Annotated in this window: 17 protein-coding genes; 3 read left to right on the top strand and 14 right to left on the bottom strand. The window is 68.7% G+C overall.

From position 1 onward, the window contains the following. Position 1: 1 nt before the first annotated feature. From IEY68_RS07880 to IEY68_RS07840, 9 genes are all read right to left on the bottom strand, one after another. A complete protein-coding gene (locus IEY68_RS07880; protein ID WP_062996809.1) occupies positions 2 to 1,390 on the bottom strand; it encodes a glycosyl hydrolase family 28-related protein in 1,389 nt (462 codons plus the stop codon). Next, the gene (locus IEY68_RS07875) at positions 1,387 to 2,856 is read right to left on the bottom strand and encodes a hypothetical protein (RefSeq protein WP_189094118.1); all 1,470 of its coding nucleotides are present in this window, start codon (positions 2,854 to 2,856) and stop codon (positions 1,387 to 1,389) included. The genes IEY68_RS07880 and IEY68_RS07875 overlap by 4 nt, the downstream gene beginning before the upstream one ends. Next, a complete protein-coding gene (locus tag IEY68_RS07870; RefSeq protein ID WP_189094117.1) occupies positions 2,853 to 4,274 on the bottom strand; it encodes a hypothetical protein in 1,422 nt (473 codons plus the stop codon). Before IEY68_RS07870 ends, IEY68_RS07875 begins: the two co-directional genes overlap by 4 nt. Before the next feature lie 24 nt (positions 4,275 to 4,298). Beyond that, positions 4,299 to 5,303: a CgeB family protein gene (locus IEY68_RS07865; RefSeq protein WP_062996577.1), complete on the bottom strand. Its 1,005-nt coding sequence runs from the start codon at positions 5,301 to 5,303 to the stop codon at positions 4,299 to 4,301. Further along, positions 5,300 to 6,772: a lipopolysaccharide biosynthesis protein gene (locus tag IEY68_RS07860; RefSeq protein ID WP_229718656.1), complete on the bottom strand. Its 1,473-nt coding sequence runs from the start codon at positions 6,770 to 6,772 to the stop codon at positions 5,300 to 5,302. Before IEY68_RS07860 ends, IEY68_RS07865 begins: the two co-directional genes overlap by 4 nt. Continuing rightward, a complete protein-coding gene (locus IEY68_RS07855; protein ID WP_062996579.1) occupies positions 6,769 to 7,923 on the bottom strand; it encodes a glycosyltransferase family 4 protein in 1,155 nt (384 codons plus the stop codon). Before IEY68_RS07855 ends, IEY68_RS07860 begins: the two co-directional genes overlap by 4 nt. Further along, positions 7,920 to 8,987 carry a glycosyltransferase family 4 protein gene (locus IEY68_RS07850; RefSeq protein WP_229718679.1) on the bottom strand — a complete coding sequence of 356 codons (1,068 nt, stop codon included), beginning with the start codon at positions 8,985 to 8,987 and terminating at the stop codon, positions 7,920 to 7,922. Before IEY68_RS07850 ends, IEY68_RS07855 begins: the two co-directional genes overlap by 4 nt. Positions 8,988 to 9,010: 23 nt before the next feature. Further along, on the bottom strand, positions 9,011 to 9,847 hold the full coding sequence (locus IEY68_RS07845) for a glycosyltransferase family 2 protein (RefSeq protein ID WP_062996581.1): 837 nt from the start codon (positions 9,845 to 9,847) through the stop codon (positions 9,011 to 9,013). Between the two features lie 178 nt (positions 9,848 to 10,025). Beyond that, positions 10,026 to 11,189: a class I SAM-dependent methyltransferase gene (locus tag IEY68_RS07840; RefSeq protein WP_189094116.1), complete on the bottom strand. Its 1,164-nt coding sequence runs from the start codon at positions 11,187 to 11,189 to the stop codon at positions 10,026 to 10,028. Positions 11,190 to 11,203: 14 nt separating this feature from the next. Here IEY68_RS07840 and rfbC point away from each other — a divergent pair, with 14 nt between their 5' ends. After that, positions 11,204 to 11,767: a dTDP-4-dehydrorhamnose 3,5-epimerase gene (gene rfbC / locus IEY68_RS07835; RefSeq protein ID WP_062996583.1), complete on the top strand. Its 564-nt coding sequence runs from the start codon at positions 11,204 to 11,206 to the stop codon at positions 11,765 to 11,767. On the opposite strand, the gene IEY68_RS07830 is transcribed toward rfbC, so the two are convergent. Genes IEY68_RS07830 through IEY68_RS07815 form a run of 4 tightly spaced genes read right to left on the bottom strand, consistent with a single transcriptional unit; the run spans position 11,751 to position 15,455 of the window. Then, positions 11,751 to 12,779, bottom strand: a complete 1,029-nt coding sequence (locus IEY68_RS07830; protein WP_062996585.1) for an NAD-dependent epimerase/dehydratase family protein — start codon at positions 12,777 to 12,779, stop codon at positions 11,751 to 11,753. The two genes, rfbC and IEY68_RS07830, sit on opposite strands and share 17 nt — an antisense overlap. A 2-nt stretch (positions 12,780 to 12,781) precedes the next feature. Then, positions 12,782 to 13,432 carry a PIG-L deacetylase family protein gene (locus IEY68_RS07825; RefSeq protein ID WP_062996587.1) on the bottom strand — a complete coding sequence of 217 codons (651 nt, stop codon included), beginning with the start codon at positions 13,430 to 13,432 and terminating at the stop codon, positions 12,782 to 12,784. Then, positions 13,429 to 14,211, bottom strand: coding sequence for a glycosyltransferase family protein (locus IEY68_RS07820; protein WP_062996589.1), 783 nt, complete (start codon positions 14,209 to 14,211; stop codon positions 13,429 to 13,431). The genes IEY68_RS07825 and IEY68_RS07820 overlap by 4 nt, the downstream gene beginning before the upstream one ends. After that, a complete protein-coding gene (locus tag IEY68_RS07815; protein WP_062996591.1) occupies positions 14,208 to 15,455 on the bottom strand; it encodes a class I SAM-dependent methyltransferase in 1,248 nt (415 codons plus the stop codon). Before IEY68_RS07815 ends, IEY68_RS07820 begins: the two co-directional genes overlap by 4 nt. A gap of 427 nt (positions 15,456 to 15,882) precedes the next feature. On the opposite strand from IEY68_RS07815, the gene IEY68_RS07810 reads away from it, so the two are divergent. Next, the gene (locus IEY68_RS07810; RefSeq protein ID WP_062996593.1) at positions 15,883 to 17,373 is read left to right on the top strand and encodes a sugar transferase; all 1,491 of its coding nucleotides are present in this window, start codon (positions 15,883 to 15,885) and stop codon (positions 17,371 to 17,373) included. A gap of 27 nt (positions 17,374 to 17,400) precedes the next feature. Here IEY68_RS07810 and IEY68_RS07805 read toward each other — a convergent pair whose 3' ends face one another. After that, on the bottom strand, positions 17,401 to 17,547 hold the full coding sequence (locus IEY68_RS07805; RefSeq protein ID WP_189094115.1) for a hypothetical protein: 147 nt from the start codon (positions 17,545 to 17,547) through the stop codon (positions 17,401 to 17,403). A gap of 212 nt (positions 17,548 to 17,759) precedes the next feature. Here IEY68_RS07805 and IEY68_RS07800 point away from each other — a divergent pair, with 212 nt between their 5' ends. Further along, positions 17,760 to 18,221 (top strand): SRPBCC family protein, encoded by a 462-nt coding sequence (locus tag IEY68_RS07800; protein WP_062996595.1) that lies wholly within the window; start codon positions 17,760 to 17,762, stop codon positions 18,219 to 18,221. Positions 18,222 to 18,251 lie beyond the last annotated feature (30 nt).

The raw sequence follows: 18,251 nt of genomic DNA, 5'->3' as shown, positions 1-18,251 counted from the left end.
ATCACCGAACCGGGCGGTCCCGGCCCAGCGGCGCGGTGCGCAGCGCGCCGTCGGGGGCGACGCCCAGCCGCCAGTATCCACCCTCCGGATCCCGCAGTACGACACCGGCATCGGCGTGGTCGGACAGCCATGCCCCGCTGGCCAGTACCGAGGCCAATCCCGCACCGTCGGGTGCCACGGCCCGCAGGATCTCCTCCGCGCCCTCGGCCCGCGCGGTGACCGGCCCGGTGAACGTCGGCCGGTGGGTCTGACCGCGACCGAGGACCTGCCAATTGCTGGGGAAAACCCGAGGGCCGATCTCGGCGCCCGCGCCGGAGATCAGATTGACGGCGATCCCCTCCGGGCAACCGGCCTCATCGATCCGAAGTTCGGCGGGGCTGCCCCCGGGATCGGCGTCGAAGGCGATATTCGCCAGATACGGCTGACGGCAATAGATCAGGTCGATATCGCACGACCGGGCCGCGACCTTGCAGTTCACCATCCCGAACTGGGATGGTCCGCCCTGACCGGCGGTACCCACCTGCACGGCGATATCCGAGCCCTCGAACCAGACATTGGTGAGCCACCAGTTGTTGGCGGCGCCGTCGACGAACAGATGGCGGTCGGTGGTCGCCGGATCATTGTCGGAGACGAATTCGACGTTGGTCAGCGCCAGCCCGGCGTTGTGGTCGTTACCGGTCCCGAGTACGCCGATGCGGTTTCCGGAGAACTTCGACGACGTAACGTAGTTCTGGATACACGAGGTCGACAGCCCGACGCCGAAATTGTTGATATCGCAGTCGATGAACGAGGTGCCGCCGGTATTCGCCTCCAGCACCACACCTTTCTGCCCGGCGTAGCGCGGCCAGTTGTCGGCGAGATGGTTGCCGCGGATGAGGACCGTGTCGAAACTGCAGCGGAAGCATTCCGCGAGTCGTATCGCCGTGGCGCCGGGCCCCGACAGGTAGAAACCCATCCGCGCGAAACGGATCCGCTGTTTACCCGCCAGATCGACCAGTGTGGTGTCGCGATCGCAGAACACCGTGGTGACATCGGCGCCGTCGCCGTAGACGACGGAGCCGTCGGGTAGATCGGGCCAGGCGGTGATCCGGTACTCGCCGGCCGGGAGGTACACCACCGGCGGTATGTCGTCGGTGCGGCAGGCGGCGGCCAGCGCCTCCGTATCGTCGGCTTTCCCGTCGCCGACGGCGCCGAAGGCACGGATATCGTGGACGGTCGGCGACGCGGTCCCGCTCGCCACGACGATGGGCGCGGGCGGTGGTCCCGACGCGGCCAACGGCACGGTGACGGCGCCGATACCGGCCGCGCCCAGCCCGGCCGCGAGCAGATCACGGCGCTGGAGACGACGCCGGCCGTGCCCGGCCGGCTCTGCGCGATGTGCTTTGCTCACGACCGCCGCCACCACGTACGCCGGGGCGGTACCGCCACCAGACCGGCCACCGTGGCACCGGCCGCGGTCAACGCGGTGAGCGCCGACTCGATCCGGTCGCGGCGGGCACCACCCAACCGCACCACCCCGACCGTGCCCGCCGCTCTCGGGGCCACGGCGGTGGCGTCGGCGACCGCGACGTCGACGATCACCCGGTCGAAACGTTTCGCGACCTCACCGAGGAGGGTCTCGAATCGGTCGGCGGCCAGCAGATCCGCGGTGCGCTCGTCGGCCGTGCCCAGCGCCAGGACGACTACCGACCGATCCGGCCACGGCACGAAGGCCTCGTCGATGTGGATGTCCTCACGCAGGACGGCGGCCAGGCCGTCCGCGGCGCGCGCGCCGGTCTTGGTGGGGACGGTGGGAGTGGTCGCGGGCAGGTCGTCGAGCGGAACGGCCGGGGCGGTACGCAGATCCAGTTTCACCGTCGGCGGATCGAAGATCTCCCCGCGCACGACCGCGGAAGTCCGGCCGGAGGCCGCGGTCACCAGTTCCCGGGGCGGATTCGGTTCGCGGACCGGCCACTCGCCGTTCGCCGGGGGCAGCTGGAGCAGTGTTTCGGGGAGCAGCGTGGAGACACCGTGACCGGTGGTGTTCGCGTCGATCACCAGGACCTGTGCTCCGGTGGCTCCGAGTGCCGCCGCCGTGCCGAGTACCAGGGCAGGCTCGGATTGTCCGTCGAGCGCGGTGATCACGAGCCGCGGCGCCGCGGGCAGCCGTGCCCGCAATGCCCGCAACTCGGCCGGCTCCCTATCGGTGCCCAGCGCGACGGTACCCAGTACCGGCCGGCCCAGCGCGGCGAATTCCGCGCTGTCGCGTACCCGCTTGTTCAGCCGGTCCAGCAGGTAGGCGACGACCGCGCCGAGCAGCAGTCCGGCGATCGCACCGACCAGATACAGCCGGGTGCCGCCCGCACTACTCGATTCGGCGGGTGCCTGCGCCGCGTCGACGACCGCGACCCGCGCGGCCGGGGCGGCGGTGACCTCGATGGTCTCCAGTTCGTCGACGAGGGCGCGGAACTGGGCGACCACCTGGTCGGTGAGCACCCGGCTGGTCTCGGGATCCTCATCGGTTACCGATACTCGTAGCAGCGAGGTCGCCGGCGGGGTGTCGGCGGTGATCGCGGCGCGTAGTTCTTCGCGGTCCAGGTTCAGTCCGAGCTGGCCGATGACCCGGTCGACCACATGGTCGCTGGTGATCAGCTCGAGATAGGACCGCACCCGCTGCTGGGCGGCCAGACCGCCCTGATAGGAGTCGGCGACCGAGGTACCGGTCGCCATCGATACGTACAGGGTGCTGGTGGCGGTATAGGTTGTCGGCGTCGATTCGACCTGGTACGCCGCCAGACCCACGCCCAGCGCCACACCCGCCAGCAGCACCGCCCAGTAGCGGCGCAGCAGGCGCAGGTAGTCGGGCAGTTCCATCATTGTCTTCCTTCACTTCCCACGCTCGCGCCGACCGGTTCCGCGGCGGGGCCGGTCGGTAGGTCTCGATCAAGTTCACCGGAGGGCCCGGGCGGCCCGTGTGCGCGTCGCCAGTAACCCACCGCCAGACGCACCAGCCAGGCCAGGATCACGACCTGCAGATATTTACCGAGAGTTTCGGCGCTGCCGAGCATGCCGCGTTCGAACACCACCGGAACCTCGATCAACGCGATACCGAAGAGCACCGGCACCAGATGGTGCGCATACAGCGACCGCGCCCATCCCACCAGCACGATCGCGGTGAACGCGACGCCGACGACGACCCCCGGCAGGCCGCCGATCACATATCCCTCACTGATATTGCCCTCCGCCAGCGATACCGATACCTGACTCATATCCACCGAGGCGCCGCGCACCTCGCTCGCCCAGGCCGTTCCGGCGTGTAGTTTCTCCTCCGCCAGCAGCTGCGCCGGCACCATACTGCGGGCCAGATGTCCCAGCACTTCGCCGGGACTCAGCCAGGAGTCCGGCCCCACGTAGTAGGCGTCGGTCGCGGCCTCGAGCAGGTCGAACCGGCGTAGCAGACTGAGGAACGGGCGGACGCCCTCGGGATAGGCGCCGTCGACGGCGGCCGCCTCCGCGCGCAGATACGGTGAGGTCTTCAGCGACTGCAACCAGTCGAATCCGGCGATACCGGTGACCGAGACCGCACCGATGCCGAGCACCTTGGCCCGCGTCCAGCCGGTCAGCGCGAACCGGACCGCGACCGCCAGCGCGGCCCCCAGGATCGGCGTCTTCGACTCGGTGGCCGTTGTCCACCACAATTCTCCCGCCATCAGCACACCCAGCACGGCGATCGTCCCGGATTGCCGTGGCGGGCGCGCGAAGACGATCAACCCGACCGCGCCCAGGATGGCGGGCATGGTGAGCAGGCTCAGCACCGGTGAGGCGCTCTGCACATCGCCGGCCTGTCCGGCCGCGCCGGAGGCGACGCTGAGCAATCGGGCGAAAGTCCCCAGCACGTACAGCACCCACAGGGTGCCGATCAGATCCGGATCGCCGGCCAGTGGTGCCCGGCCCGGTCGTGGCCGGCGCCGCGTCCACAGTACGAAGCCGAGGACGATCAGGGCGTAGACGGTGAGACCGAACGCCACCGGACGCAGCGCCGCCTCGATACCCACGTCGTAACCGATATCGGCCAGCCGTGGGTCGGCGATGTTATCGCCGAAACGCGGTTCGGGGCGCACGATCAGCAGGATCACCGGGCGCGCGACATAGGACATCGCCCAGTACACCGCCTGCGCGATCAACAGCACCCGCAGCACTCCGTGGGTGAACAGAGCGGCGACCACCAGCGCCGCCAGCGCCGCGACGACGACCAGCAGCGGCCCGTTGGAGGTGATCAGATCCGGGATCAGCATCGGCATCGTCCGGCGAGCCGCGAATCATTCCAGCGCACGCAGGATCTCCTTCGCCCGGTCGGTGTAGGTGTGCCCACCCTCGACGATCCGCCGGTAGCCGGCCTCGGCGGTTTTGGCCGCCTGATCCGGATACGAGGCACACCGCTCCAGGATCTCGTCGAGTTCGTCGCGACTGGAGAACAGGAAGGCCTCGGTCTCGTCGTCGAGCAGGTCGGCGTGTTCGTCGGTGCGCTCGCCGACGAACAAACCACCGGAGGCGGGCACCTCGAAGGTGCGGCAGGTGTGGGTGTCACGGTTCTCGGAGTTGAGCAACACCAGGTTCGCCGTCACCGACGCCACCGCGATGGCGAAATCCTCGCCGTACACCGGGCCCGCGACCGCGGCACGTGTCGTCTGCAACTGCCGCACCCGGCGCCACCCGGGGCCGCGGACCAGCAGTTGTGACCCGTAGGTGCGCGCCAGCGAAACCATGCCGGGGCGCCGATCCGGGCGGCAGGCGCCGATGAACCCGACCAGGAACTGCCGGGTGCCGCGCCGGGCCGCCGGATGATGCCAGGCCGGATCGTAGGCGCTGCGCACGAACAGGGTCCGGGAGACGCCGCGACCGGCGAGTTCGGGAAGGTTGTGCCGTTTGGTGGTGACCACCATGTCCCATTCGGACTCGTGCGCCAGATAGTCCGCGGTGGTGTTCGCCGGGTTCGAGACATCGTCGGGGCTGTAGTGCACATGCAGGGCGGCCGGGATCTCCAGCAGGCGGCGCTGATCCAGGAATACCGATTTGAAGCCGAACACCAGATCCGGATGCAGTTCGGCGGCGGCCCGCTCCAGCCGGGTGTGTACCCGGTCCACCGTCCACGGCGCCCGCCGCTCACCGGTTTTCGCATACGACCACGACGGTGACAACCGCGGCGGCAGGGTCACCGGGGTGGAGTCGACCACGATCACCTCGTGGCCGAGCCTGCGAAACCCTTCGGCGAACGAGCGGGCGTTGCTGCCGAGCCAGTCGTCGCCGACGAACAGAATCCTCATCGCGTCCCTCTTCTCTGCGCGTCGGCGGGCAGGGGGCTGCCCGCGGCGCGTTCCCGCACGATCAGTGCGCGCATCCGCGCGAGATACCAGATCGCCACCGCGAATTCCGCGGCCACGATCCCGGCTGCCAGCGTCCACACCGAATGTGTGCGCAGGGTGAGCAGCAGTGCGCACCCGGCCACGACCGTGCCGGTGGCCGATCCGATCAACACCCCGACGGTGTCCTGGCGTACCGGCAGGATCGCGGTGGTGACGAACGAGGTCACGGTGGTGGCCGGCAGGATCAGCGCCTCCAGGCGCAGCACCCCCGCCGCCCCGCTGAACTCGTCACCGAAGACCAGCCCGATGACCAGCGGCGCCGCCAGCCACAGCGCCGCGGTCGCCACACACGCCGCCGCCACACAGAGCCCCAGCGCGCGCAGTGCGTCCGGCCAGAACCGTTCGTCGCCGCCGCGTTTGGCCATCCGGGGTAGTAGTGCGAAACCGATCGGGTCCAGCAGTGACTGCACCGCGCGAACCAGCCGGTCCGAGGCGGAATACAACCCGAGCGACGCCGCGTTGAGCACCGCGCCGTACACGGCGGCCGCGCCCTGCCCGTAGCTGGTGACCAGCAGTCGTCCCGTCACCACCGGCAGCGCGGCGCGGATCAGTTTCCACGCACCGCGTGGCCGTCCGGGTGCGCCGAACGCGCGCCAGGTGTCCCACCAGGTCAGCGCGAGACTGATCACCGAGGAACCGAGCAGGCACAGCATCGCCATCGCGGCGGTCGGGAAGCGGGGTAGCAGTGTGAGCAGCAGGACGAGATAGCCGACCCGGGCGATCGACTGGTACAGCGTGGACGCGCCGAACCGGCCTTGGCCGATCAGCACCCAGTCCTCCGACATCGACCAGAATCCGCCGACGAACAACCCCAGCAGCACCATGCCCAGGTAGTCCGGCGCACCCGCGGTCACCGATGTCACCAGCGCCACCGCGAGCACACCGAGGATTCCGCCCCGGATGGCCAGGTAGGTGCCCCGGGTGTGGTTCACCACGTCCCGGTCGGTCCCCGATTCCTGTACGCGCGCGGCCAGATAGGAGGTGATCCCCAGGTCGACGACGAGCGAACCGAGAAAGTACGCCGACATGCCGATGGCGAGCAGACCCATCCCGGAGGCGCCGAGCAAGCGCGCGATCAGCGGTAGCGTCGCCACGGTGACCAGGTACTGGCCGTATTTCCCGAAACTGACGTAGGCGATATCGCGCAGCACCGTCGCCAGTTCGCGCACCCGAGTCGATCCGGTACGGGGCCCCGGCTCCTCCAGCGGGACAACCTTGATAACCGGGAGCTTCTCGGTCGGCCAGTCGGCGAAGGCCGGGATGATCTCGGTCGGCAGGTCGTAATCGGGGACGCGCAGGCCGTCCATCGACACCGGATAGTGCCGGTGGACGATGCGGATCGGGATGGTGTGCTGGTCGGGCGGATTCATCGTGCGCGTACCGCCCGCCGTGCCGTGACCTGTTCGAGCACTCCGGTGACCGCGCGCGCGGTGGCCGTGATCCCGAAGTCGGCGCTGCGCTCGTGCGCGGCCGCGCCCAGCCGGGTGCGCAATGCCGGATCCGCGATGAGCCGGTCCAGCGCCGCGGCGAGCGCGACCGGATCTCCGGGTGGGACCAGCAGGCCGTCGACCTCCGGCCGGACGATCTCGGTGGGACCGCCCGCGTCCGCCGCCACCACCGCGCAGCCGGCGGCCATGGCCTCCACCACCACTTGGCCGAAGGGTTCGGCGATCACCGAGCAGTGCACCGCGATATCGGCCCGGGCGAAGTAGGGCCCGGGATCGTCGATATGGCCGGCGAATTCGACCGGCAGACCCAGTTCGGCGGCGGTGCGTTCCAGTTCGGCGCGGTAATCCTGCTCGCCGAAGAACGTGCCACCCACCAGGTGGACCGCGGCGGGCCGGTGGCGTAGCAAGGGCAGGGCCCGCAGCAGGATCTCCTGCCCCTTCCACGGGGTGAGGCGTCCGACCATGGCGATCCGCACCGCGCCGGGATCGCGCTGCGCCACCCGGGCCGGGTTCGCGATGGGCTCGACGCCCGGATAGGCGATCACCGCGACCCGGCCCCGGGTGTACAGGGTGCGCAGGGTGGACCGGCTGTTGGCGACGATGCCACGTGCTGTCGACCACCCCAGCGCCCGCAGCGCGAAAGCCATTACCCGCCCGAAGTATTCACCGCTGACCCGGTCGTGCACCTGCCAGACCAGCGGCACCCCGGCGCGGCGTGCGGCCACCGCGCCCATCAGCAGTGCCTTCGTACTCTGCGCGACCACCACATCGGCGTCTTCGGCGCGCACCAGCGCCCCGAGCCGGACGCCCAGCCGCACCAGGCCCGCCGCTCCGGTGAACAACCGCAGCGGCCCGGATCCGGAAACAGTCAGCGCGGTGCTGTCGAAAGCGTTACCGCACACCGTCACCGGAATCCGGCGGCCGCGCAGCCGATCCACCAGCGGTCCGGGCGCGGTCAGCAGGACCGAGGGATCCACCACGCCGCTTTCGCGCAATGCGGTCAACAGCCGCAGGGTCGCGAGTTCGGCACCGGAGGGAGCGGCGGTATGGGAGAGGAATACGGCGCGGATCATCCGGTCAGCTCCCGGTACAGGGCGATATGGCGGTCGGCGGCCACGGCCCAGGAAAAGATCTCGGCGTGCGCCCGGCAGCGGTCCGGGCCGGGTACTGTGCCGTCGAGCGCGGCGGCCAGCCGGGCGGCCAACGCGCCGGCGTCGCCCGGGGCGACGATCAGCGAAGGGTCCAGGTCACGGACCGAATCGGGCAGGCCGCCGCATTCGGTGACGACCGGGGCGCGGCCCGCGGCCAGCGATTCCAGTGCGATCAGTCCGAAACCCTCGAGTGCCACCGACGGCACCACAGTGACCGCCGCCCGCCCGTACCAGGCAGTGAGTTCGCTATCGGTGATGCGGCCGGTGAAGGTGATGCCGGTGCCGAGATCGCGGGCCTGTTCCCGCAGCGCGGACTCGGCCGTTCCGGTGCCGATCAGTACCAGCCGGGCCGCCGGATGGGCCGCGCGCACGGCGGGCCAGGCGCGCAGCAGGACATCGATACCCATCCGGTGCTCGAGCCGCCGTACGCACAGGACCACGGGCTCGGTGGGTTCGGGCAGGGGAGTAGGGCGGAATCGGTCCAGGTCGACCCCTGGCGCGATCACCGTGACCGCGTCGGGTCGCACCCGGTAGTCGTGCACCAGCAGATCGCGGAAATACGTCGAGAGCACCACGAATCTGTCGGCCGGGTGGGCCCGGAGTCGTTCCAGCGCGTATTTGGCGCCCGCCGCGAGCGCGCTGCCGCCCGCCGCCCGGCTCTCTGCCGCCCACGGTCCGTGGAAATGCACCACCAGATGCCGGGCGCGGGGATCGCGCGCCGGGGGTCCGTACAGCGCGAAATGCCGATCCAATACGGCAGCCCGGCCAGGTTCCGCGGTCCGTCGGTCCCGGAACGCGGCGCGCGCCCGGTGCCACGTGGAGCCCCCGACAGGTCCCCACGACAGCCCACCCGGCGGCGCCGCGCCGAATGCGGCGGCCGATACATCGATCTCGGGGCGCGGGGTGAGCGCCTCGAAAAGGTCGGTGAAATAGCGGTTCAGCCCGCCCGGCGCGGCGCCGAACCATTCCGAGCCGGTCATATGCACGCGCGGCGGCGCGGCCGGCGCGGTCATCGGCGAGCTCCGATCCGGGCGCCGAGGAACTGTCCCGCCCGCACCCGCAATCGCTCCAGAGCGGTCCGTGCCAGCCGCAGATCGCCGATGGTCACATCCAGCGATGAGACCAGCAGCGGGCAGTCCCGGGCCAGCCGGTGGTGGAAGCGCAACGTTTCGCTCAGTTTGCTCACCGTCGAGGTGCGCGCGCACAGATTGAACGACGAGGCGCGCCACGCCGCCGCCACATCGGGCATCCCGAAGAACAACCCGAACTGCCCCACCCGCGCGAACAGATCGACATCCATCGGGAACACCAGATCCCCGCGCAACCCACCGACCCGGTCGAAATGTTCGCGTCGGAACATCGCGGCGGCGGTGGGCCCGAAATCGGCCGGACCCCGCCGCACGATGGTGCGGGCCAACGTGCGCGAGGTGCGGACTCCGTCGAGACCCGGGAGGCCGAGCCCGGTCTCCACCAGCTCACCCTGCTCATCGATCACCTGAAATCGGCTGGAGCTGATGGCGAATGCCGGATCGGCCATCACCTCGAGCTGTGCCGCCAGCGAACCGGGCAGCAGGATATCGTCGGCGCACACCACCTTCACCAGATCTCCGGTGGACAGCGCGATCGCGCGGTTCCAGTTGTCCCCGATGGCCAGGGTGGTGGCGTTACGTTCCACCCGTATCCGGGGGTCGTCGAAGGATGCGGCGATCTCACCGGTGGCATCGGTACTCGCGTTGTCGAGCACCACCAGTTCGAAATCGACATCCTGACTCAGAATCGAACGCAGCGTCTGTTCGAGCGTCCGCGCGGCCTCGAAGGCCGGGACACAGACCGACACGCTGACCACTGGTGGATCCTTTCGAAGAAATGGGAGAGATACGCCGAGGGATCTCGGCGTATCCGAGGAGAAACCGTTTTCGCTGTCCGGTGACCGGAGATATCCGATCACCGCGACCTGTGGATTCGAGGTACGGCCGGCGTGCGAAGGGGCAGTGGTCCGCACACCCGGCGGCGGTTCGCGAGCTCTACCGGATGGGCCGCTCCCGCGTATGGTCCGCGGGTTCGTCCACGAGCCAGCGCCCGGCCAACTCCGGGAAACGTCCGGACACCTCGGTGAGCAGGTCCGGTACGGTCAGCAGCACCCGATCCGGCCGGGCGGCGAGCAGTTCCGCCGGGCTGATGATCGGTACGTCCGTTCCCGGCATCCGCCGGCCCTGTTTGGCCGGTGCGGCATCGGCGACACCGGCCAGCAGGTCGCGTCGCACCCGAGCCCGGCAGAACAATGCCACGGCCCGCGAGGCCGCCCCGTAGGCGTACACGCGCTCGCCCCGCGCGGCCGCCGTTTCCAGTGTCGTCCGCAGGTTCTCGGTGTGCCGGTCCGCCGCGTGCTGTAATCCGGCCAGGGTGGCCGGATCGGCCGTCGCGGCTTCCCGGTCCAGTATCCGCCGCACCGCGTCGTCGGGTGCGCCGCCGCCGTGCACCGCCGCGAGCAGCACCGTGCCGCCGTACAGTTCGAAATCCCACGCGGTCACCACCGACATCCCGGCGGTCGCGAGCATCTCGGACAGCACGCGCAGCGAGTAGTACGCGAAATGGCCGTGCCGCAGCGCGTTCCACTGGCCCAGCGTCACGATCGTGTGCAGTGGGTGGTACTGCAGCAGCAGCACACCGCCGGGCGCGGTGGCCGCCACCCGCCCGGCGACGGCGGCCGCCTGGTCGCGCTCGTGCATCAGACCGAACGAATCCAGCACCACATCCGCAGGCCGCTCGGTCACCGCGAAACCACGCCCGGACAGTAGTTCCAGCCAGCTGCCGCCGTGCGGGCTGGCGAATTCGCGCACAGTGCGGCCCCGCAACAGCCCGGCGGCGGCGACCCGCCGCACCGCGTCGGCGGCCTGTTCGCGCAGGGCCTGCGGCTCCACCCCGCGTGGTTCGGCGGTGACCGTATCGTCGTGGGCCAGCTGGGCCAGTCCGCAGTCGTGGCAGATCACCATCGCCAGCGGATGCGCGGCTTCGCCGGGGTCCGGGCCGGTGCCGGCCGGTGGGAAGTGATCCGCGGCCGGCATCGCGCCGAGATCCAGTACCGGCACCAGTCGATCACCGCGGCATATCCGGCAGCCCGGTGGATCGGTGGTGGGCGCGTCCAGGAGTGCCGCCCGGCCGCCGCGCGCCGTCCCGTCCCCGCTCATGGCACCATCACCCGGTGCGAATCGAACAGGCGGAACTCGCCGATGTACTGATCCTGGTGCCCGAACCCTTCCGCGACGCCCGCGGCCTGTTCACCCGCACCTTCGATACCGAGATCTTCGACGCCCACCTCGGTCCGGGCTCCTCCGCGGCGTTCGTGCAGGATTCGCAGTCGCGGTCGGCGCGCGGTGTGGTCCGCGGTATGCACGGGCGCGGCGGCCGCGGCGAGGCCAAACTGGTGCGCTGCGCGCACGGCGCGGTACACGATGTCCTCGTCGATATCCGGCCCGGGTCGCCCACCTTCGGTCGCAGCCAGGCGTTCCTGCTGGACGACGTCGAATTCCGGCAGCTCTACGTTCCGGCGGGCTTCCTGCACGGCTTCCAGGCGCTCACCGATATCGCCGACGTCTGCTACCGCATCGACCGCCCGCACGACCCGGCCGAGGACCTCGCTGTCGCCTACGACGATCCCGATCTGGCCCTGGACTGGCCCCGGGAGGTCACGCTGGTGTCCGCCCGGGACCGTACCGCGGGCAGCTGGCGGGCACTGCTGGAAACACATCTCACGCACCGACCCTGACCCGCCGCAGCGTCGCGTCGACCACACCCGATTCACCCAGCTGCCGCAGCCGCGCCAGGCGTACGAAACGTTCCGAGAAATCCGCCGCGGTCAATCCGCCGGCGGTGTACTCGGCGTACAACTGTGCGGCGCCCTCGGCGATCGTCCAGCGTGCCTCGAAGCCCAGTTCTCGCCGCGCCGCGCCGAAATCGACCCGGTAGGACCGCGGATCGGCACCGGATTCACCGGTGATCAGGACCTCGGACCCGGGCACCGACTCCGCCACCGCCTGCGCGATCTCGGCGACTGTGCGGTTGTTGGCCTCGGTACCGATGTTGTAGGCCCGCGAATGGATCGCGTCGACCGGGGCGTCCAGGCATACCGCGAACGCTTCGGCGATATCCGCCGCGTGCACCAGCGGCCGCCACGGTGTGCCGTCCGACAGCACCTTCACCACTCCGTCCAGTACGGCGTGGCCGACCAGGTTGTTGAGCACGATATCGGCGCGCAGCCGCGGCGAGAATCCGAACGCGGTCGCGTTGCGCAGGAACACCGGAGCGAAATCGGCATCCGCCATCGCCTCCAGGTCGTCCTCCACCCGCACCTTGCTCTCGGCGTACGGGGTGAGCGGCCGCAGCGGTGCGTTCTCGTCGACCAGTTCTTCCCCGGCCGCGCCGTAGACCGAACAGGTGGAGGCGTACAGGAAGCGGCGCGTCCCGGCCTCCTTGGCCAGCCGGGCCAGCCGCACCGAGGCGTGATGGTTGATCTCGTGGGTGATCTCGGGGACCAGGGCGCCCAGCGGATCGTTGGACAGTGCCGCGAGGTGCACGACCGCGTCGAAGCCGGTGAGCTGTCCGATCGTCACGTCCCGCAGATCCACGGCCAGTCTGGGCGGGTCCTGTGGTGCGGGGCCCAGGACACAGTCGGCGAACCAGCCCGTATCCAACCCGACCACCTCGTGTCCCCGGGCGCGCAGCACCGGAACCATGACGGTGCCGAGATATCCCTGATGACCGGTGACGAGAACCCGCACCGCTACACACCTCCCAGATCGAGGACGGCCTTGGTCAGTTCGAATCCCTCGGCGTATCCGGTGTGGCACTGCACACCCCGGATACGCGCCAAGCCCAGGAACGCCGCGTCGTCGAACCAATCGCGGTGGGATTGCGAGGGATAGCATTCGGCCAGGAGCCGGGCCTTCTCCGCCGCGATCTCCGGTGCCACCGGATGCAGCACGGCCGGCCGCGGCGTATCGGTCTCCCATTTGAGGATCTCGTAGCCGAGCACCAGATGATCGCGGAACTCGGTGGTCGCGAGTTCGGCCAGCAGCCGATGGTCCTGGTGGGCGTCGCCGCGTTGCGGAGCGAAGACGATATCGGGCTCGGTGCCGCGCCGGAACTCGGCGAGGGCGGTTTTCACCCGGTCCCAATGCGCCGGCGCCCGTCCGTCCGGTACATCCAGCACCGTCAGTTCCAGTGCGGTTCCCGCGCAGAACCGTTCGAGCGCGGCGTGCTCTTCCTGCGCCCGGGCGGTGCCGCCGCCGGAGAGCACCAGCGCGCGCACCCGCAGTCCCGGATTTCCGTGTGCCAGGGTGAGCAGGGTCGCGCCCATGCCGATGGCGATATCGTCGCAATGCGCGCCGAGTAGCGCGACCTCGGTGAGTCGCGCGGGAGCGAGAGTGATCACGAAGCGGCCCGCTCCCAGACCATCCAGGGGCGGTTGCCCCGGTGATACCCGGCGTCGAGCTCAGCACGTTCCTTGAACGTGTCGGCGGGTTTCCAGAACCCGTCGTGCTGGTATCCGTACAGTCGGCCGAGCGCGGCCAATGCTCCACAGCTGTCCTCGACCAGGTCTCCGCCCTCCGGCAGATGGTCGAAGATCTCCTGGGTGAGGACGAAATAGCCGCCGTTCTCCCAGATCGGGAGTTTGCCGACCGCGGTGATCTGCTTGACCTCACCTGAGGGCAGCACGTCCACACAGTGGAACGAGGACTGCGGCGGCACGATCATCATCGATGCCGCCGCACCCGAGGCGGTGAATCGGTCGATCATCCGGTCGAGCGGGGCATCGGTGAGCACATCGGAATAGTTGGCCAGGAACATATCGTCGCCCTCGAGGTAGGGGCGCACCCGGCGCAGCCTCTCCCCGATGGCCGATTCCAGACCGGTATCGACGAAGGTGATCGTCCAGTCGGCGATATCGGAGTGCAGCAATTCGACCCGGCCGTCGCGGATGACGAAATCGTTGGACATCGTCTCCTGGTAGTTCAGGAAGAAATTCTTGATGTGGTGGGCACCGTAGCCGAGGCAGAGAATGAATTCGGTATGCCCGAAATGCGCGTAGTAGCGCATCACATGCCAGATCAGCGGGCGCGGACCCACCATCTGCATCGGCTTGGGCGGACTGTCGCTCTCCCCGCTGCGCATCCGCATTCCGTAGCCACCACAGAACAACACGACCTTCATCGCGCGGCGACCTCCACCGGACGAGGCGTGACCACTCGGACAGTGGGTAGCGGGAACACCAGCCGGCCACCCCATTCACCGATATGACTCAGCTGTGCGGTGAGTTCGGTTTCCAGATTCCACGGCAGCACCACCACGAAATCCGGCCGGTCCGCATCGATTTGCTCCGGCGGATGGATGGGAATCCGGGTGCCCGGCGTGTAGCGGCCGTGTTTGTAGGGGTTGCGGTCCACCGTGTACTCGAGCAGGTCGGGGCGGATACCGCAGTAGTTCAGTAGGGTGTTGCCCTTACCCGGTGCCCCGTAGCCGACCACCCGCCGCCCGGCGGCCCGCTGGTCGAGCAGGAACCGCAGCAGATCCTGGCGCGCCCGCTCGGCCTGTTCGCGCAGCGACCGGTAGCCCGCCACCGCGTGCAGGCCCGCAGCCGCCTCGGCCGCCAGCAGTTCGGCCACCCGTGGAGTCGGTTCGGCGACAGCCTCGGGGCGCGCCCAGATACGCAGCGAGCCACCGTGGGTCGTCAGATTCTCCACATCAGCGACCGCCAGGCCGGCCGTGGCCAGCGCCCGTTGCGCGGAGGCGAGGGTGTAGTACTGGAAGTGCTCGTGGTAGATCGTGTCGAACTGGCCGTACCGCACGAGGTTGCCCGCATAGTGCACCTCGATCGAGATCCACCCGTCGTCGGCGACCAGTGTCCGCAGGGCGCGGGTGAAACCGCGCAGGTCGGGGATATGGGCATACACATTGTTCGCGACCACCAGGTCCGCGGTGCCGTACTCGGCGCGGACGTGGTGGGCCGATTCCTCGGTCAGGAATTCGGTGAGCGTCGGCACCCCGGCCGCACGCGCGGCGGCGCCGACATTCGCCGAGGGTTCGATACCGAGGCAGGGGATCCCGGCCGCCACCACATGGCGCAGCAGGTAGCCGTCATTGCTCGCGACCTCCACGACGAACGAATCGGGGCCCAGCCCCAGCCGGGTGGTGGCCGCCGCCGTGAATTCCCGTGCGTGCCGGACCCAGGAGTCGGAGTACGAGGAGAAGTAGGCGTATTCGGTGAACGTCTCCTCCGGCGTGATGAGTGCGGGGATCTGCAACAGCAGACAATCCGCGCACACCCGGAGATGGAGCGGATAGGTGGATTCCGGCAGGTTTAGCTGGTCCTCGGAGAGGAAACTCTCGCAAGGAGGTGTCGCCCCCAGGTCGACGACACTGGTCAGCCGGGACGACTCACACAAACGACAATGCACTCGGGCTCCACTCGAACGGTCACGTACATCGGCGGCGCCCCGCAGCCCCGAGAAGTAACTTCTCTTTGCCGATCGAACGGAAAAATAGCACCTATCCGGCGCATCTGCGACACAGTCCGGGGAGACTTTTGCGCAGAAGTGACCTATGGCATATGTTCAGCAAACCCCGTAACGAACAGCCCCCGTATGACGATGGCGGCCAATCGAAAAGGGCGATTCCGCCGTATTCGCCGACCGCCGGGAAGCGCGTCCGGCCGATGATCTCATTCCTGCACTTGTGCGCGGCGGCGTTGGGGGCAATAATTCTGCAACAAGATCGGCCGGTATTCGTATTTTCGAGGCGGATCTTCCTGGAAAAAGCGTGTGATCTGCTGTCGCGGACGGCAGCCGAAGGCACGGACGTTCGAAGTTCAAGCGGGTACGTTTCATGGTTCTGGATCTCCGTGCGGTCGGGGGCGCTGTCGATCTGCACCTACCGAATCCCGGTGACCGGGACTCCTGGCGGGCCGGATATGTCCGCCGCATCGCCCGCACCGATATCGCTGTGGTCACCGTGGCGGCCCTGTGCGCGCAACTGTTCAGCATCGCCGCGGAGCACCCCCTCGGCTGGGAACTCGAACCGCGAACCACCGCGTTCACACTCGGCATCGCCCTCGGATGGTCGTTTCTGCTGGGCTGGAACGGGTCCCGGTCCCCGCACACCGTCGGTACCGGCAGCAACGAATACCGCCGCCTGATCTCGGCGACCCTGCAGCTGTTCGGCACGGTCGCGATCGTCTCGCTGATACTGCGTGTCGATATCGCGCACGACCATCTCGTAGTCGCGCTGCCACTGGGCCTACTGGGTCTGGTGACGACCCGGGCGTTGTGGCGCGGGCACGCGGCACGGCACCGGGCGCTCGGGCGCTACCGTCGTTCGGTACTGGTCGTCGGCAGCCCCGAGGCGGTCCGCGCCATCGCCGCCGCCCTCTCCGAACAGGAGATGCACGGCTATCACGTCGTCGGCGCCTGCACACCCACCGGTGACGCGCTCGCCGAACCCACCGCATTGCGTGCCGGGCACCGCGATATCCCGATCGTCGGCAACGATCGTTCGGTCCGCAGCGCCGTCCGGCGCACCGGCGCCGATACCGTTGTGGTGATGGCCACCGACCGGCTGGGGCCCCGCGATATCCGCCGGCTCGCCTGGGACCTCGACGCATTCGGCACCGAACTCATTGTCGCGCCCGGCATCATGGACATCTCCGGAACGCGGATGTCGAACCAGGTACTCGCCGGAATTCCGATGCTGCACATCGAACGTCCGCAATACGATCGGGCGCTCTCGTTCGGCAAGGCCGTCTTCGACCTCTGCTTCTCCGTCCTGGTCCTCATCGCGATCTCCCCGGTACTTCTCGTGCTGGCGGGCGCGGTGAAATTCACCAGCGCCGGGCCGGTCTTCTACCTCTCCGAGCGGATCGGCATGGACGGCAAACCGTTCCGGATGATCAAGTTCCGCAGCATGTACCTGCGGGCCGACCGGGAAGCCGCCTCACTGATCAGTGCCAACGGCGGCAATGCACTGTTCTTCAAACTGAAGGTCGATCCGCGGGTGACTCCGGTGGGCCGGTTCCTGCGCAAGTACAGCCTCGACGAACTGCCGCAGTTCTTCAATGTGCTGTTCCGCGATATGAGCGTCGTCGGACCGCGCCCGCAGGTGCGCCGCGAGGTCCACTCCTATGACGGTGTGATGCGCCGCCGGTTGCTGGTGCGTCCCGGGATCACCGGACTGTGGCAGGTCAGTGGTCGTTCGGATCTGTCCCCGGAGGAATCGGTCGAACTCGATATCTCCTATGTGGAGAACTGGTCGATGCTGCTGGACCTGCGGATAATCGCCCGCACTCTGCGGACGGTCGCCAGCGGAGACGGGGCCTACTGACCCCGTCCGCCGGCGTGGGGCGATCGGTCAGAGCAGGGCCAGCGCCAGACTGACGGCGGCCATGAGGATCACCCAGACGATCAGCAGTGAGCGCGCGGGACCCGGACGTTCGAAGCGCGGTGTCAGTACACCGGCCTGTCGATGGTCCTTGTGTGTCGTGGCGACGGTGCTCACGGTCCACCTCCTCGAAAGAGTTTGTGTACCTGTCGGATACCGGCTTCCCCGATTTCGCTCGATCAATCCACCGAGACGATTTCCGGCGCCCGTGTTTGTGCCGCCGGACCCCGGGTAGCCGCTCCGTGTACCGAAGCCGACTGTCCCGGACGGCCGCGCCCGCTGAAACCCACGGCGGGTGTGGGTGATCCGGGCCCGAGGGAGGTTGTCCCATGAGCACTGTCACCGCTTCGACCGAGGTCCAGGTACCGATCCGTACTGCTTACAACCAGTGGACGCAGTTCGAGTCGTTCCCGAACTTCATGGAGGGTGTCGAACGAGTCGACCAGATCGACAACACCCACACGCACTGGAAGATCAAGATCGGTCCGGCGGATCGCGAATTCGACGCCACCATCACCGAACAGCATCCGGAAGAGCGGGTGGCGTGGCGTTCGGACAGCGGTCCGGGACACGCCGGTGTGGTGACCTTCCATCGCATCGATGACGCGACCACCCGGGTGATCACCCAGCTGGATATCGACCCGGAGGGTTTCGTCGAGAACGCCGCCGACAAACTCGGCATCCTGGATCGCCGGGTCAAGGGCGACCTCGAACGTTTCAAGGAGTTCATCGAATCCCGGCCGCGGGAGAGCGGTGCCTGGCGCGGGGATGTACCGCGCCCGGGCATCTGACGCCCGGCCCCCATCGCGCCGCAGGAACCC

The organism is Nocardia jinanensis, assembly GCF_014645735.1.
Classification (GTDB): domain Bacteria; phylum Actinomycetota; class Actinomycetes; order Mycobacteriales; family Mycobacteriaceae; genus Nocardia; species Nocardia jinanensis.
The sequence above is the reverse complement of the archived record's forward strand: the minus strand, read 5'-3'. Positions and strand labels throughout refer to the sequence as shown.

Bases quoted from the DNA above. Each gene is read 5' to 3' on its own strand.
- IEY68_RS07875 (WP_189094118.1), bottom strand. From the start codon at position 2,856: ATGATGGAACTGCCCGACTACCTGCGCCTGCTGCGCCGCTACTGGGCG.
- IEY68_RS07870 (WP_189094117.1), bottom strand. From the start codon at position 4,274: ATGCTGATCCCGGATCTGATCACCTCCAACGGGCCGCTGCTGGTCGTC.
- IEY68_RS07865 (WP_062996577.1), bottom strand. From the start codon at position 5,303: ATGAGGATTCTGTTCGTCGGCGACGACTGGCTCGGCAGCAACGCCCGC.
- IEY68_RS07860 (WP_229718656.1), bottom strand. From the start codon at position 6,772: ATGAATCCGCCCGACCAGCACACCATCCCGATCCGCATCGTCCACCGG.
- IEY68_RS07855 (WP_062996579.1), bottom strand. From the start codon at position 7,923: ATGATCCGCGCCGTATTCCTCTCCCATACCGCCGCTCCCTCCGGTGCC.
- IEY68_RS07840 (WP_189094116.1), bottom strand. From the start codon at position 11,189: ATGAGCGGGGACGGGACGGCGCGCGGCGGCCGGGCGGCACTCCTGGAC.
- IEY68_RS07820 (WP_062996589.1), bottom strand. From the start codon at position 14,211: ATGAAGGTCGTGTTGTTCTGTGGTGGCTACGGAATGCGGATGCGCAGC.
- IEY68_RS07810 (WP_062996593.1), top strand. From the start codon at position 15,883: ATGGTTCTGGATCTCCGTGCGGTCGGGGGCGCTGTCGATCTGCACCTA.
- IEY68_RS07800 (WP_062996595.1), top strand. From the start codon at position 17,760: ATGAGCACTGTCACCGCTTCGACCGAGGTCCAGGTACCGATCCGTACT.